The sequence below is a fragment of the Burkholderia sp. B10 genome (assembly GCF_004368385.1).
In the GTDB taxonomy this organism is placed as follows: domain Bacteria; phylum Pseudomonadota; class Gammaproteobacteria; order Burkholderiales; family Burkholderiaceae; genus Burkholderia; species Burkholderia vietnamiensis.
The window spans coordinates 17,020-31,508 of the sequence record NZ_PQMX01000020.1; the positions used below are offsets into that span (position 1 = coordinate 17,020).

13 protein-coding genes are annotated in these 14,489 nt (G+C 68.3%); 3 read left to right on the plus strand and 10 right to left on the minus strand.

The features are described 5' to 3' along the window. Positions 1-45 precede the first annotated feature (45 nt). The 7 genes from C3Y15_RS12710 to argB form a co-directional block, all read right to left on the minus strand. Complete coding sequence (locus C3Y15_RS12710; RefSeq protein ID WP_059463413.1) at positions 46-1,467, minus strand: AmpG family muropeptide MFS transporter; 1,422 nt, start codon at positions 1,465-1,467, stop codon at positions 46-48. Between the two features lie 115 nt (positions 1,468-1,582). Then, positions 1,583-2,191, minus strand: a complete 609-nt coding sequence (metW, locus tag C3Y15_RS12715) for a methionine biosynthesis protein MetW (protein WP_011886336.1) — start codon at positions 2,189-2,191, stop codon at positions 1,583-1,585. After that, complete coding sequence (locus tag C3Y15_RS12720) at positions 2,188-3,333, minus strand: homoserine O-acetyltransferase (protein ID WP_011886335.1); 1,146 nt, start codon at positions 3,331-3,333, stop codon at positions 2,188-2,190. Before C3Y15_RS12720 ends, metW begins: the two co-directional genes overlap by 4 nt. A 258-nt stretch (positions 3,334-3,591) precedes the next feature. Beyond that, positions 3,592-6,582, minus strand: coding sequence for an autotransporter outer membrane beta-barrel domain-containing protein (locus tag C3Y15_RS12725; protein WP_069246359.1), 2,991 nt, complete (start codon positions 6,580-6,582; stop codon positions 3,592-3,594). 276 nt (positions 6,583-6,858) lie between these two features. Next, a complete protein-coding gene (gene slmA / locus C3Y15_RS12730; protein WP_034192462.1) occupies positions 6,859-7,530 on the minus strand; it encodes a nucleoid occlusion factor SlmA in 672 nt (223 codons plus the stop codon). Then, positions 7,497-8,288, minus strand: coding sequence for a pyrimidine 5'-nucleotidase (locus tag C3Y15_RS12735; RefSeq protein ID WP_011886332.1), 792 nt, complete (start codon positions 8,286-8,288; stop codon positions 7,497-7,499). The genes slmA and C3Y15_RS12735 overlap by 34 nt, the downstream gene beginning before the upstream one ends. Beyond that, entirely contained in the window at positions 8,285-9,184 is a 900-nt protein-coding gene (argB, locus tag C3Y15_RS12740) for an acetylglutamate kinase (RefSeq protein ID WP_011886331.1), read from the minus strand. The genes C3Y15_RS12735 and argB overlap by 4 nt, the downstream gene beginning before the upstream one ends. 282 nt (positions 9,185-9,466) lie before the next feature. Here argB and C3Y15_RS12750 point away from each other — a divergent pair, with 282 nt between their 5' ends. The 3 genes from C3Y15_RS12750 to C3Y15_RS12760 all read left to right on the plus strand — a co-directional run bounded on the left by C3Y15_RS12750 (position 9,467) and on the right by C3Y15_RS12760 (position 11,732). Beyond that, the gene (locus C3Y15_RS12750) at positions 9,467-9,691 is read left to right on the plus strand and encodes a cysteine-rich CWC family protein (protein ID WP_011886330.1); all 225 of its coding nucleotides are present in this window, start codon (positions 9,467-9,469) and stop codon (positions 9,689-9,691) included. A 98-nt stretch (positions 9,692-9,789) separates the two neighbouring features. After that, entirely contained in the window at positions 9,790-11,193 is a 1,404-nt protein-coding gene (locus C3Y15_RS12755; protein ID WP_034192463.1) for an ATP-binding protein, read from the plus strand. Further along, positions 11,190-11,732, plus strand: a complete 543-nt coding sequence (locus tag C3Y15_RS12760) for a response regulator transcription factor (protein WP_011886328.1) — start codon at positions 11,190-11,192, stop codon at positions 11,730-11,732. The genes C3Y15_RS12755 and C3Y15_RS12760 overlap by 4 nt, the downstream gene beginning before the upstream one ends. A 127-nt stretch (positions 11,733-11,859) precedes the next feature. Here the strand turns inward: C3Y15_RS12760 and hslU are convergent, their stop codons facing one another. The 3 genes from hslU to dksA all read right to left on the minus strand — a co-directional run bounded on the left by hslU (position 11,860) and on the right by dksA (position 14,400). Continuing rightward, entirely contained in the window at positions 11,860-13,203 is a 1,344-nt protein-coding gene (hslU, locus tag C3Y15_RS12765) for an ATP-dependent protease ATPase subunit HslU (RefSeq protein WP_124260079.1), read from the minus strand. Between the two features lie 10 nt (positions 13,204-13,213). Beyond that, positions 13,214-13,750 (minus strand): ATP-dependent protease subunit HslV, encoded by a 537-nt coding sequence (hslV, locus tag C3Y15_RS12770; RefSeq protein ID WP_011886326.1) that lies wholly within the window; start codon positions 13,748-13,750, stop codon positions 13,214-13,216. A gap of 233 nt (positions 13,751-13,983) precedes the next feature. Beyond that, positions 13,984-14,400, minus strand: coding sequence for an RNA polymerase-binding protein DksA (dksA, locus tag C3Y15_RS12775; RefSeq protein WP_006477498.1), 417 nt, complete (start codon positions 14,398-14,400; stop codon positions 13,984-13,986). Positions 14,401-14,489: the final 89 nt, after the last annotated feature.

Below are 14,489 nucleotides of genomic sequence, written 5' to 3' on the forward strand. Positions count from 1 at the left end.
AGCACGAGGCCGGCGCTCAGTGCGGCGGCGGCCCGATGCCGACGCTCACTGCGCACGGCTCGCCTCGCCGTTGCGCGCGACGCCGTTCCACGGCGCGATCTTGAACAGCAGCAGCATGCCGGGAATCGCGAGCGCGGTGCAGACGATGAAGTAGTCGAACCAGCCGATCTTCGCGACGATGAAGCCGCTCGCGGCCGACGCGAGCGTGCGCGGCACCGATGCGAGGCTCGTGAACAGCGCGAACTGCGTGGCCGTGTAGCGCGGATCGGTCGTGCTGGCGATGTAGGCGACGAACGCGGCCATCGTCAGGCCGGTCGCGAAGGTTTCGACGCCGTAGACGATCGCGAGCGCGACCGTCATCGGGCTGAATTGCGGCGTGACCGCGATGCCGAACGTCGACAGCGCCGCGGCGATCGCGTGGCTCGTGGACAGCGTGAAGTCGTACAGCGCCGCGAGCACCGGCGAGCCCGGGCCGAGCTGCGCGAGCCATGCGAAGCCGAGCGTCGACACCATCTGCAGCGCGCCGAAGATCCACAGCCCGCGGCCGATGCCGATCTTCACGAGCCAGACGCCGCCGACGATGCCGCCGGCGACGCTCGCGACCAGCGCGGTGGTTTTCGCGACGATGCCGATCTCGGTGCGCGTGAAGCCGATGTCGAGGAAGAACGACGTCGACAGCGTGGTGGCCATCGTGTCGCCGATCTTGAACAGGAAGATGAACGCGATGACGAGCAGCGCGCCGGACCAGCCGTCGCGCTGGATGAATTCGCGAAACGGCAGCACGATCGCGTCGCGCAGATTGCGCGGCGGCGTGCCGGCCACTTCGGGCTCGCGCACGACCAGCGTCATCAGGATGCCCGGCAGCATGAACGCGCCGGTGATCGCGAACACGGCATCCCACGGCAGGTGGTCGGACAGGATCAGCGCGAGCGAGCCGGGGATCAGCGCGGCGAGCTTGTATGCGTTCACGTGCACCGCGTTGCCGAGGCCCTGTTCGGTGTCGCGCAGCAGCTCGCGGCGATACGCGTCGATCACGATGTCGGCGCTCGCGCCGAAGAACGCGACGAGCGTCGTGAGCGCGGCGACCGTCCAGATCGAGTCGCGCGGCGACACGAAGCCGAGCGTGGCGATCGCGCCGGCGACCAGCAGCTGCGTGAGCAGCAGCCAGCCGCGCCGGCGGCCCGGCCGCCAGCCGGGCAGGCGCGGCACGTAGCGATCCATCAGCGGCGCCCACAGGAACTTCCACGTATAGGGGAACTGGATCAGCGCGAACAGGCCGATCTCCTTCAGGTTCACGCCCTCGGAGCGCAGCCATGCCTGCACGAGGTAGACGAGCGTGAAGAGCGGCAGCCCGGACGTGAAGCCGAGGAACACGCAGATCAGCATGTGCGTGTTCAGATAGGCGCGCCAGCCGGGATGATCCTCGTGAGCGGTAAGGGCGGGCGCCTCGTGTGGCGTTTTCGACATGGACTGGGACTGGGTAGCGTTGACTGATTGCGGCCGCGGCGCAGGCGGCGCGGGCGGTGCAGAACGGACGGCCGCTCGCGCGGGCGGGCCGGAGCGTCCGTCGACGGCCCGCCGCTCAGCTGCGCTTCACGCGGTAGACAGCAAGACTACCACGCCAGTTCGCTCCCCACCGAATCAGCTGGCCTTCGTGCAGCACGATGCGATCGAGGATCGTCACGCCGACTTCCGGCGCGAGCGCCTCGAAGTCCTTGATCGTCAGCACCCGCACGTTCGGCGTGTTGTGCCATTGGTAAGGCAGCGATTTCGACACCGGCATCCGGCCGCGCAGCACCGACAGCCGATGCGCCCAGTAGCCGAAGTTCGGGAACGACACGATGCATTCGCGCCCGACGCGCGCGGTCTCGCGCAGGATTGCGGCCGTCTGGTGAATCGTCTGCAGCGTCTGCGACAGGATCGCGATGTCGAAGCTGTGATCCTCGAACAGGCGCAGGCCGTCTTCCAGATTCTGCTGGATCACGTTGATGCCGTTCTTCGTGCTCGCGAGCACGCCGGCGTCGTTCAGCTCGATCCCGTAGCCGGTGACGTCCAGTTCTTCCATCAGCAGCGACAGCAGCGAGCCGTCGCCGCAGCCGAGATCGAGCACCGTCGCGCGCGGCTCGACCCAGCGCGCGATCGCACGGAAGTCCGCGCGTGCGGACAGGGAATTCAGCGCTTGCTGGTTCATGCTCCCACCTCGTTGGCGATGCGTTCGTAATACGCGCGGATCAGGTTGTGATAGCGCGCGTCGTCGAGCAGGAACGCGTCGTGGCCGTGCGGCGCGTCGATTTCCGCGTAGCTGACGGTGCGCTTGTTGTCGAGCAGCGCCTTCACGATCTCGCGCGAACGCGCGGGCGCGAAACGCCAGTCGGTCGAGAAGCTCGCGATCAGGTATTTCGCCTGCGTGTGCGCGAGCGCGGCGGTCAGGTTGCCGTCGAACGCCTTGGCCGGATCGAAGTAGTCGAGCGCGCGCGTGATCAGCAGGTAGGTGTTCGCGTCGAAATAATCGGCGAACTTGTCGCCCTGGTAGCGCAGATACGACTCGACCTCGAACTCGACGTCGAAGCTGAAGTTGTAGGCATCGAGCGCGCCGTCCGCGCGGCGCAGCGCACGGCCGAATTTCTCGGCCATGTCGTCGTCGGACAGATAGGTAATGTGGCCGATCATCCGCGCGACGCGCAGCCCGCGCTTCGGTTTCACGCCGTGCGCGTAGTAGTTGCCGCCGTGGAAGTCGGGATCGGACAGGATCGCCGAGCGCGCCACTTCGTTGAACGCGATGTTCTGCGCGGACAGCTTCGGCGTCGATGCGATGTCGATGCAATGCGCGACGCGATCGGGATACATCAGGCTCCACGCGAGCGCCTGCATCCCGCCGAGGCTGCCGCCCATCACGGCGGCGAAGCGGTCGATGCCGAACGCGTCGGCGACGCGCGCCTGCGCATGCACCCAGTCCTCGACGGTCACCACCGGGAAGCGCGCGCCGTAGGGCTGGCCGGTCGACGGATCGTCGCTCATCGGGCCGGTCGAGCCGAAGCACGAGCCGAGGTTGTTCACGCCGATCACGAAGAAGCGGTTGGTGTCGAGCGGCTTGCCCGGGCCGACCATGTTGTCCCACCAGCCGGTGCTGCGCGGATCGTCCGCGTAGATGCCGGCGACGTGGTGCGACGCGTTGAGCGCGTGACAGACGAGCACCGCGTTCGAACGCGCGGCGTTGAGCTCGCCGTAGGTCTCGACGACGAGCTGATAGTTGCCGATCACGCTGCCGCTTTGCAAGCGCAGCGGTTCGGCGAAGTGCATGGTCTGTGGAGCGACGATGCCGATCGATTCCATTCGTTCCGCCTTATGACTGGGGCGGCTAAACGGTGTCGGCGATGCGCGGAGGCGAAATTGCGCGGCTGACGACCTCTTTAGCCGCATTTGTAGTGAACCGCCGGGTCGCTCGTACATCGCGCCCCGGCCGGTTCGCGCGCCCGCAATCGAGTCAGCAAATCGGCGCGCTTCCGACCTGCCGCCAGTGGCGGCAGTCGGCAGAGTATAGCGGAATTCGCCGGCCCACGGATTGCGTGGGCCGGCGACGGCCTGCTCGGCTCACCAGCGATACTTCGCCGACAGTTGCCCGCGAACCAGCGCGTAGTCGGACAGATTGCCTTCGACGCCGACACTCGCCGAGACCGAGAAGCGCCGGCTCAACTGGCCGGTCGCGCCGATCCGGATCGCCGCCCGATCGCGCGGGACGTTGAATGAGAACGCATTGCCGTCGAGCGTCAACGCACGCGAGCCGGGGCCGTGCCACCAGTTCGCCTCGAAGAACGGCCGCAGCTCGCGTCCCGCGGCGATCGCGGTGACGCCGTGCACGCGCACGCCGACGCGGGTCAGCAGGTCGGTCGAGCGTTGGCCGTCGATGCGGCCGCCGGGCGTCGCATGTGCGTCCGCGCCGTAGTCCGAGACGACGAGCTGCACCTCGGGCTCGACGAAGAAGCGCGAGTCGCCGCGCTCGTAGAACGGCAGCGAATAGCCGGCTTCGAGCGAGCCCGTGACGGTGCGCGACCGGTACGAATCGGCGGCGAGGCTGCCGCCGACGCTGTTCGCATAGGCGCCGTACATGAACCACGCATCGGCGTACGGGCCGGACAGGATGTCGCGGCTGCCGTACCACGTGCCGTACACGCCGACGTTGTAGCCGGACACGCTGCCGCGCGCGGTCGCGTCCATCGTCCGGCGCTCGAGGGCGTTCCACAGCGGGCGCGTCGACCAGTTCGTCTGGCTGCCGTACATGCCCATCGCGCCGACCCGGACGCTGCCGCCGCGACCGTCGTCGAAGCGCAGCAGGTCGGCGCCCGCGTGCAGCAGGCGGCCGTTGCCCGACACGCTGCGGCCGCCGCCCGACATCGAGGTCATCTGGCCTTCGGCGCGCAGCCACACCGCGCCGTCGAGCGGGCCGGCGGCTGCGGTGCGCAGCGAGCGATCGTCGCGCTGATGCAGCGTGTGGACCGCCATCCACGACGCCGCATCCGCATTCGCGAGATAGGCGTCGGGCTCCGGAGCGGTCGCGTGCGCAGGTGGTACGGCTTCGGGTTCGATCGGCGCGGCGGGGGTCACCGGGGCCGGCGGTTGCGATGGTGGCGGCGGTTGCTGCGGCTCGGGTTCCGGCTGCGCTTGGGGCTGCGCCGCGGATACGAGATACCAGTCGTCGGTCCGGCCGCCGCGGCCGCCGCGCTCGAGCATGTAGTCGTAGCCGCCAGCGGACAACGTGCCGAAGCCTGCGCGGTAGCCGTCCGATCCTGCATCGAGCGTGAATGCCGACACGTCGGTGGTGCCGCCGTTGCGCGTTTCGACGATCGGGATGCCGACGGTCGTTTGCGCACCGGTGCCGCCCGCGCGCTTGACGACGATGCCGGTGTCGCCCGCTGCATGGCCGCCGTCGATCACGAGGCGGTCGGTCGGAGATGCGTCGTCCTGCAGCGTCGTATGGATCACCAGCTTGCCGTTGTGCGCCGCGTAGTCGCCCGTCGCGACGAGCGTACGCGGTGTCGCCAATGCGCGGGCGGTCGGCTCTGCGAACGCGATCGTCGAGTCGTTCAGCGCGACGGAGCCGACCGACGAATCCGCGGTGACGGTCCAGCGGCTGTCCGAGTCGAGCGACAGCGTGCGCACCGCATCGGTCGCGCCGGTCCACGTGGACGCGTTCGACAGCGCGACGTCCGTCAATGCCGGCGTCGGGCTGCCGTCGTCGGCCGGATGGTTCACGATGTCGCCGTACGCATGCGAGCCGGTGTCGAGCGTCAGCCGCACGGGCGCATCGTATTGCGCATGGACGGCCAGCAGCGTGCCGTCGCCGCCGGTCGCGCGCGCGCCGTTGCGCAGCGCGATGCTGCCGCCGGCCGCGTCGAGCGCGCCGTATCGGTCGCTGACGAGCGAGCCGCCATCGACGTTCAGCGCGCCGCCGTAGACGCTGGCCGCATAAGCGCCGTCGCCGCGCGTGCGTGCGTCGCTGCGCAACAGGTCGATTCGGCCGCCGGTGCTGGCGTGGAGCGCGACGGCGCCGTCGCCGTACGTGTCGACGCTCATGTCGGTGGCGGTGACGACGGAGCCGCTGTCGGACGACATCGCACCGGGCGAGCCTGCGCCGCGCGTGTCGATGCCGCCGCGCGTCATCGCGATCTTGCCGCCGCGCCGCGCAATCGCGCCGGCCGCGCGCGCGCCGGTGGTCGTCACGCGCGTATCGGTCGCGTCGATGACGGGCGTGTCGGCGTATTCCTTCGATGCGTACAGCCCGTGCGCGCTGGTGCCTTCCGTGATCACGCGCGTGCGTGCGAGTGCGACGTCGCCCGCGCGCATATCGACGCCGAGCGAGCCTACGCCGCTGGCGTGCAGATACGAGTCGCTGAACGCGACCGTGGACGTGCTCGGCAGGAACAGCACCGGCGCGTAGTTGCCGTCCGTCCGGATCTCGGTGCGATCGAGCGTCGCGTGTGCGCCGTCGTAGCTGATCGACAGGCCGGAGGCGTACAGGCCGCTGGTCCGGATCGACGTAGTGGCGACATCGATCGTGCCGCCCGGCGTCCCGATCACGTTGATGCCGGCGCTTTCCTTGCCGCGCGTGACGATTGCGCTGTCCGCGATGCGGAACTCGCCGTTCGCGCCGTAGAGGTATGCACCGTGCGCGTAGTCGCCGTCGGTATCGATCGACACGCGTTCCGCCGACGCGCTCGCGCCGCCGCGCACGTCGATGCCGACGCTGTTGCCGCCGCGCGTGCGGATTTCCGTATCGCGCAGTTCCACGCGCGAGCCCGCTCCCGATGCGGCGGCGCCGGCGGCGACGGGGCCCGTCGAAAACGCGCGGGTTTTGGCCGTCGTCGTCAGATGTCCGCCGTTGATCGCGGACAGCACCGCGCGGCCGACCTGGGTCGTCGAATAGTCGCCCGGCGCGACCTCGAGCGCGACGCCGTTGGCCTGCTGCGGGCCGCCGGCGATTTGCGCACTGGACGCCCACGGCATCACGGCACCGGCGATCAGCGCCGAATGGGCGAGACGGCGGCCGGTGCGGGTTCGAGAAAGTGGAAAGCTGCGATGGTTCACCCGTTCACCTCTGTTTGGTAACGGGCTAAAAGTAGTTAGTATGGGAGAGATTGGAAATTGGACGAGTTCGAATTTTGCCGCGCTGACGGGCAAAAGGGGCGAGGTTGGCCATTCGGTGGGTGGAGCGACCGGGGCGTTCGACGTGCTGCGTGCGTCGAACCGTCGATAGCCGTCGATGGCCGGCGACGATGCCGGTGAGCGGCTCCGCATCGCGCAGGTTCGAGCGGATGCGCCCGGCGCATCGATCCGTCTATCGCCGGCGCGCGCCGGCATTGCCTACTGCAGAATCAGCCGCAGTTGCGCATCCGCATATTCGGTCGGCGATTTGCCGAAGCCGCTTTTCGCGTAGCGATGCCAGCGGCCGAGCACGTAGCTGACGATCAGGCTCGCGCGCATCGTCGGGTCGTAATCGCCCGGCAGCGGCGTCGTCGTGGTCGATCCACCGTCCGCGCCCGCGCCCGCGTCGGCGCGTGCCAGCCGCAGCGATTGCCTGAGCGACGCTTCGACTCGTTCGAGCATCTGCTCGACGCGCTCGGCCAGCCGCCCGTCTTCGCCGACCAGCGCTTCGCCGGTCAGCACGCGCGTCATTCCGGGGTTCTTCACCGCGAAATTGAGCAGCATCATCGCGATCGCGCGCGCCTGCAGCACGCCGTCGGGCTCTTTAGCGGAGATCTGATTGACGAGGCCGAAGAAGGTCGTCTCGATGAACTCGATCAGTCCTTCGTACATCTTCGCCTTGCTGGAGAAATGCCGGTACAGCGCGGCTTCCGACACGTCGAGGCGGGCGGCCAGCGCGGCCGTCGTGATTTTCTCCGGCTTCGGCGCCTCGAGCATCGCGGCGAGCGTCTGCAGGATCATCACGCGCCGCTCGCCCGGCTTCGGGCGCGGGCGGGACGGCGTGGCCTGGTGTTCCGTTACGGCAGGGTCCTGCGGATAAGTCGGCTGCATTTCTGTCGCCCCGATCGTGTGCCCAGTCGCAGCGATTTTAACGAACGAATGCGCTGGTCGACGTAATGCGGACGGCCGGTGCTCGGCAGATGGCCGGGCAGGTGGCCGGTGATCCATACGGTACCGACGCCGAGGCGCTTGTAGCGCTTCAGATGGCTGCGCGTGTCTTCGACGAGGATCGCGTCGGCCAGCCGCGCATGCGCGGCCCGCATGGTCCGGCGCAGCATCGTGTGGTCGGGCTTCGCGCGCCACGCGCGGCGGTCGCGCATGTGCTCGATCGCGATCACGCGCTCGAACAGCCGCTCGATGCGCAGCGCGCGCAGCACCGCGCGCGCGTAGTTTTCCGGCGCGTTGGTCAGCACGAACTTGCGGCCCGGCAGCGCGGCGACGAGGCGTGCGAGGCCGCGCTCGGCGCGCAGCATCGCCGGCAGATCGGCAAACGTGTGGACGACCTTCAGGAAGTCGTGCGGGTCGATCGGATGATGGCGCGTGAGGCCGAGCAGCGCGGCGCCGTAGCGCTGCGTGTAGCCGGTGCGCAGGCGGTCGGCCTCGGCGCGCTCGACGTTCAGCGTGTCGATGATGTACTGCGTCATCGCGCGGTTGATCTCCGGGAAGATCGCATGCGATGCGTGGTGCAGCGTGTTGTCGAGGTCGAACAGCCAGACGGGCGCGCCGGCTTGCGGCCGGCTACGGGAGACGCGCCGGCGTCGCAGCGACGCCGGCAGTTCGACAGCGGGGGGCGGGCGGCGCGCGCTCAATGCGAGCGGATCATCGTGCCGAACGGCTGGTCGGTCAGGATTTCGAGCAGCACCGAGTGCTCGATGCGGCCGTCGACGATGTGCACCGACTTCACGCCGCTCTTCGCCGCGTCGAGCGCCGACGAAATCTTCGGCAGCATGCCGCCCGAGATCGTGCCGTCTTCGAACAGCGCGTCGATCTCGCGCGCCGACAGGTCGGTCAGCAGGTTGCCGTCCTTGTCCATCACGCCGGGAATGTTGGTCATCATCAGCAGCTTCTCGGCGTTCAGCACCGTGGCCAGCTTGCCGGCGACGAGGTCGGCGTTGATGTTGTACGACAGGCCGTCTTCGCCGAAGCCGATCGGCGAGATCACCGGAATGAACGCGTCGTCCTGCAGCGCCTTCACGACCGCCGGGTTGATCGCCTCGACTTCGCCGACCTGGCCGATGTCGATGTACTGGCCCGGATTGTCGCGGTCCGGCATCAGCAGCTTGCGCGCGTGGATCAGGCCGCCGTCCTTGCCCGTCAGGCCCACCGCATGGCCGCCGAAGTGGTTGATCAGCATCACGATGTCCTGCTGCACTTCGCCGCCCAGCACCCATTCGACGACTTCCATCGTCTCTTCGTCGGTCACGCGCATGCCCTGGATGAAGGTGCCGGCCTTGCCGATCTTCTTCAGCGCATGATCGATCTGCGGGCCGCCGCCGTGGACGATCACCGGATTGATGCCGACCAGTTTCAGCAGGATCACGTCGCGCGCGAAGCCTTGCTTGAGCCGCTCTTCCGTCATCGCGTTGCCGCCGTATTTGATCACCACGGTCTTGCCGTGGTAGCGGCGGATGTACGGCAGCGCTTCGGCAAGGATTTCTGCCTTCAGCGTGGGGGCGATCTGCGAGAGGTCGATGGGCTCGGACATGGCGGCAGCTCTGGCTGGGAACGGTTGAAACAGGCCGAATTGTACAGGAGTGGCGCAGCGCAGCATCGGGTTTTTGGGCCGGCCGGACGGCCGATGAAACGCGCCGGGCGGCCCGCCGGCCATGGCGCCGCGCATGGCCGGGGCGATCCGCGCGCGGTGTCGCGCGACGCATCCGGCACGATGCGCCGCGCACGTTGGCCGGATGGCCGACGTGCAAAATCCGGGCGCCGCGCTATGCTTGTCCGGTAGGGCGACGTTCGTGCCCGCTTCTGCGCTCCGCCGATGACCGATACTGCCGCCGACGCCCGTTCGACCCCGCACCGCGCGCGCTGCCCGCAGTGCGGGCGCAGTTTCGACTGCGGCGCCGGCACGCAGCCGTTCGAGTGCTGGTGCACGGCGATGCCGGCCGTGCCGGGCGCCGCGCCACCGGCGGCCGGTGCGCAGTGCCGCTGCCCCGAGTGCCTCGCCGACGAGATCGCGAAGCGCGTCGCCGGTGCGGCCGGATGAGCGGGGGAGCGCGGTCGCGGCCCGTCGGGCAGCGCGGGCGCCGGCGCCGATCCGGCCCCTGGTGGAGCCGCCGCCCGCTAAACGGGTAAACTGCTCGGATGCAAAGAATCACCACCACCGGGCGCGTCAACCTCAGTCACCTGTTCTGGCTGCGCAATCTGGCGATCATCGGCCAGCTCGTGACGATCGGCGTCGTTCAGACCTATTTCGGCGTGCATCTGCCGTTGCCGGCGATGCTGATGGTCATCGCGCTCGAGATCGTCTTCAATGCGCTGACGTGGCTGCGCGTGCTGCGCGCGCGGCCCGAGACCAATTTCGAGCTGCTCGGCCAGCTATGGGTCGATCTCGGCGCGCTGTCGGCGCTGCTGTTCCTGTCTGGCGGCACGACCAATCCGTTCGTGTCGCTGTATCTGCCATCGCTGGCGATCGCGGCGGCCGTGCTGCCGTGGACGCTGATGGTCTGGCTCGCGGCGTTCGCGGTCGCGTGCTACGCGGCGCTCGGCTTCGACTCGGTGCCGCTGAACATGGACAACCCGGCGAACCTGTTCGACTACTACCGCACCGGGATGTGGGTGAACTTCATGGTGAGCGTCGGGCTGATCGCGTGGTTCGTCGCCCGGATGTCGAACGCGCTGCGCCAGCGCGACGCGGCGCTCGGCGAAGCGCAGACGCACCTGCTGCGCGACGAGCGCGCGGTCGCGCTCGGCGTGCAGGCCGCCACCGTCGCGCACGAGATGGGCACGCCGCTGTCGACCATCGCGATGCTGACCGAGGAGCTGCGCGACGCGGCGCGTGCCGACCCGGGGCTCGCGCGCTACGAGGCCGACCTGAAGGTGCTGGAAGAACAGATGACGCTCTGCACGTCGGCGCTCGCGCGGCTGCGCAGTCGGGCGAGCGCGCCGGCGAGCCGTCAGCCGGTCGACGACTGGCTCGACACGTTCGTCGAGCACTGGCGCCTGCGGCATCCGCACGTGCAGTTCGAGCTGCTCGGCGCGCGCCCGTCGGGCGTCGCGCTCGACGACACGGTCGCGGCCGGCCAGATCCTGACGATCCTGCTCGACAACGCGGCGCGGGCGAGCCCGCAGCGCGTGACGCTGGCCGCGAAGCTCACGCATCACGACCGCGTGGCCGACCAGATCGAATTCGAAGTATGCGACGATGGCCCCGGCATTCCTGCAGCGTTGCGGGAATCGCTCGGCTCGATGCCGGTCGACAGCACGCAAGGCGGCCACGGCGTCGGCCTGTATCTCGCGTTCAGCGCGGCGGCGCGTCTGGGCGGCGACATCGAGCTGTCCGACGTCACGCCGCGCGCCGCGGGCAACGGTCGCGCGGGCGGCGCCCATCCGCAGGCCGCTGCCGCGGCGGGCCAGCGCCTCGACGAGCGTGCGCTCGAACGCATGGCGGCGGCCGGCCGCGGCACGCGTGCCGTGCTGCGGCTGCCGGTCGCGCGCATCACGGCGCCGGCCGCCTCAAACCAACACGTAGACGGAGAAACGACATGAGCGAGAACAATTTCCTGGTGATCGACGACAACGAGGTGTTCGCGGGCACGCTCGCGCGCGGTCTCGAACGACGCGGCTATGCGGTCCAGCAGGCGCACGACAAGGACACGGCGCTGCGGCTCGCGGCCGGCGGCAAGTTCCAGTTCATCACCGTCGATCTGCATCTGGGCGAAGATTCGGGCCTGAGCCTGATCGCGCCGCTGTGCGACCTGCAACCCGACGCGCGAATCCTCGTGCTGACCGGCTACGCGAGCATCGCGACCGCCGTGCAGGCCGTGAAGGAGGGCGCCGACAACTATCTGGCGAAACCCGCGAACGTCGAGTCGATCCTCGCCGCGCTGCAGACCAACGCGAGCGAAGTGCAGGCCGACGAGGCGCTGGAGAATCCGGTCGTGCTGTCGGTCGACCGGCTCGAATGGGAGCACATCCAGCGCGTGCTCGCGGAGAACAACAACAACATCTCGGCCACCGCGCGCGCGCTGAACATGCATCGCCGCACGCTGCAGCGCAAGCTCGCGAAGAAGCCGGTGCGGCAGTAAGCCGCGGGGCACAGGTCGCGAGGCATCGGCCGCCAAGCACCTGCCGCTAGGCACCGGCCCCCCGGCCCCAAACGAAAACGGGCGGCCCATCGGGCCGCCCGTTTTCAAGTCGCTGCCGCCCCGCGCGTTACAGCACGTAGCGCGACAGGTCCTCGTCCTGCGACACTTCGCCGAGCGCGCGGTCGACATACTGCGCGTCGATCGTCACGCGCTCGCCGGCGTGGTTGCCGGCCGAGAACGACACTTCCTCGAGCAGCTTCTCGATCACCGTGTACAGCCGGCGCGCGCCGATGTTCTCGGTCTTCTCGTTGACCGCGTACGCGATCTCGGCGAGGCGGCGAATGCCGTCCGCGGCGAAGTTGAGCTGCACGTCCTCGGTGGCGAGCAGCGCCTGGTATTGCTTGACGAGGCTCGCGTCGGTCGCGACGAGGATCGATTCGAAATCCTCGACCGACAGCGAATCGAGCTCGACGCGGATCGGGAAGCGGCCCTGCAGCTCCGGAATCAGGTCGCTCGGCTTCGCGAGGTGGAACGCGCCGCTCGCGATGAACAGGATGTGATCGGTCTTCACCATCCCGTACTTCGTGTTGACGGTCGTGCCTTCGACGAGCGGCAGCAGGTCGCGCTGCACGCCCTGGCGCGACACTTCGCCGCCGCTGCCTTCGTTGTTGCGCGACGTGATCTTGTCGATCTCGTCGAGGAACACGATGCCGTTCTGCTCGACGTTCTGCACGGCCTTCGTCTTCACTTCCTCGTCGTTGAGCATCTTCGCCGCTTCCTCGTCGGTCAGCAGCTTCAGCGCTTCCTGGATCTTCACCTTGCGGCGCTGCTTCTTGCCGCTGCCGAGGTTCGAGAACATCGAGCGGATCTGCTCGGTCATCTCTTCCATGCCCGGAGGCGCCATGATGTCCATGCCGGCCGACGGCTGCTCCAGGTCGAGCTCGATTTCCTTGTCGTCGAGCTGGCCTTCGCGCAGACGCTTGCGGAACGTCTGGCGCGTCGCGTTGTTGTCGTCGTTCGCGTGGTCGGCGTTGCCGCCGAAGCCCACCGCGCGCGGTTGCGGCAGCAGGATGTCGAGGATGCGGTCTTCCGCCTGGTCGGTCGCCTTGCTGCGCACCTTGCGCATCTCGGACTCACGCGTCTGCTTGACCGAGATCTCGATCAGGTCGCGCACGATGCTGTCGACGTCGCGGCCGACGTAGCCGACTTCGGTGAACTTGGTCGCTTCGATCTTGATGAACGGCGCATCGGCGAGCTTCGCGAGGCGGCGCGCGATTTCGGTCTTGCCGACGCCCGTCGGCCCGATCATCAGGATGTTCTTCGGCGTGATTTCCTGGCGCAGCGGCTCGGTGACCTGCTGACGGCGCCAGCGGTTGCGCAGCGCGACCGCGACGGCCTTCTTCGCCTTCGACTGGCCGATGATGTGCTTGTCGAGTTCCGAGACGATCTCGGCAGGGGTCATGGTGCTCATGGGGCGGTCCTTACTCGATCGTTTCGATGATGCGGTTGTGGTTCGTGTAGATGCACATGTCGCCGGCGATCTCGAGCGACTTCTCGACGATCTCGCGCGGCGACATGTCGGTATTCTCGGCCAGCGCGCGGGCCGCGGCCTGCGCGTAGGCGCCGCCCGAGCCGATCGCGCAGATGCCGCCTTCCGGGTCGAGCACGTCGCCGTTGCCGGTGATGACGAGCGTGGTGGTCGCATCGGCGGTGATCAGCATCGCCTCGAGACGGCGCAGCATCCGGTCGGTGCGCCAGTCCTTCGCGAGCTCGACGGCCGCGCGGGTCAGGTTGCCCTGGTGCTTCTCGAGCTTCGCCTCGAAGCGATCGAGCAGCGAGAACGCATCGGCGGTGCCGCCTGCGAATCCGACCAGAACCTGGTTGTTGTAGATCCGCCGCACTTTCCGCGCGCCACCCTTCATGACGATGTTGCCGAGGGTTACCTGGCCGTCGCCGCCGAGCGCGACCTTGTCGCCGCGCCGGACCGAAACGATGGTCGTGCCGTGAAATTGCTCCATCTGCGTTCCTTGAGAAAAACGGGGAAGAGTCGGGCGGCGCGGGACGCGCCGCCGCGTGAATCGCAGTGCGCCGGGAGCGGCCCGGCGCGCGTCCGATTCATTTTAGGGCGCGCGCCGGGATATCAAGAGGGGACGCAAATCGCCGGCAGCCGGGAACCGGTGCCGGAAAACAAAAAGCGCGCGGCAGGCCGCGCGCTTTCGGGAAGCAGCGTGTGGGGGCGGAACGCCGCCGATCAGTCGCCGAACAGCTTCTGGCGCAGCTCGCGGCGCTCTTGCGCCTCGAGCGACAGCGTCGCGGTCGGGCGCGCGAGCAGGCGCGGGATGCCGATCGGTTCGCCGGTTTCCTCGCACCAGCCGTAATCGCCGGAATCGATGCGGGCGAGCGACTGCTGAACCTTCTTGAGGAGCTTGCGTTCGCGATCGCGCGTGCGCAGCTCGAGCGCGTGCTCTTCCTCGATCGTCGCGCGATCGGCGGGATCGGGCACGATCACCGTCTCGCGCAGGTTCTCGGTCGTCTGGCCAGCGTTCTTGAGGATGTCCGCCTGCAACTGTTCGAGCCGATTTTTGAAGAAGGCGAGCTGATCCTCATTCATGTAATCCTTGTCGCTCATCTTCAGGATTTCGGCTTCGGTCAAGAGTTTCTTCGTCATCTGCTTGCTTCTTCAATGTGCGGCAAATCCGGAGATATTGCCTGCACTTTGGGATTACCCGCAACTGCGCTAGCAATCATTTGCGATTA

Coding starts and splice junctions, on each gene's coding strand:
- slmA (WP_034192462.1), bottom strand. CDS start 7,530: ATGCAGCCGACTTATCCGCAGGACCCTGCCGTAACGGAACACCAGGCC.
- argB (WP_011886331.1), bottom strand. CDS start 9,184: ATGTCCGAGCCCATCGACCTCTCGCAGATCGCCCCCACGCTGAAGGCA.
- hslU (WP_124260079.1), bottom strand. CDS start 13,203: ATGAGCACCATGACCCCTGCCGAGATCGTCTCGGAACTCGACAAGCAC.
- C3Y15_RS12720 (WP_011886335.1), bottom strand. CDS start 3,333: ATGGAATCGATCGGCATCGTCGCTCCACAGACCATGCACTTCGCCGAA.
- dksA (WP_006477498.1), bottom strand. CDS start 14,400: ATGACGAAGAAACTCTTGACCGAAGCCGAAATCCTGAAGATGAGCGAC.
- C3Y15_RS12710 (WP_059463413.1), bottom strand. CDS start 1,467: ATGTCGAAAACGCCACACGAGGCGCCCGCCCTTACCGCTCACGAGGAT.
- C3Y15_RS12755 (WP_034192463.1), top strand. CDS start 9,790: ATGCAAAGAATCACCACCACCGGGCGCGTCAACCTCAGTCACCTGTTC.
- C3Y15_RS12750 (WP_011886330.1), top strand. CDS start 9,467: ATGACCGATACTGCCGCCGACGCCCGTTCGACCCCGCACCGCGCGCGC.
- C3Y15_RS12760 (WP_011886328.1), top strand. CDS start 11,190: ATGAGCGAGAACAATTTCCTGGTGATCGACGACAACGAGGTGTTCGCG.
- hslV (WP_011886326.1), bottom strand. CDS start 13,750: ATGGAGCAATTTCACGGCACGACCATCGTTTCGGTCCGGCGCGGCGAC.
- metW (WP_011886336.1), bottom strand. CDS start 2,191: ATGAACCAGCAAGCGCTGAATTCCCTGTCCGCACGCGCGGACTTCCGT.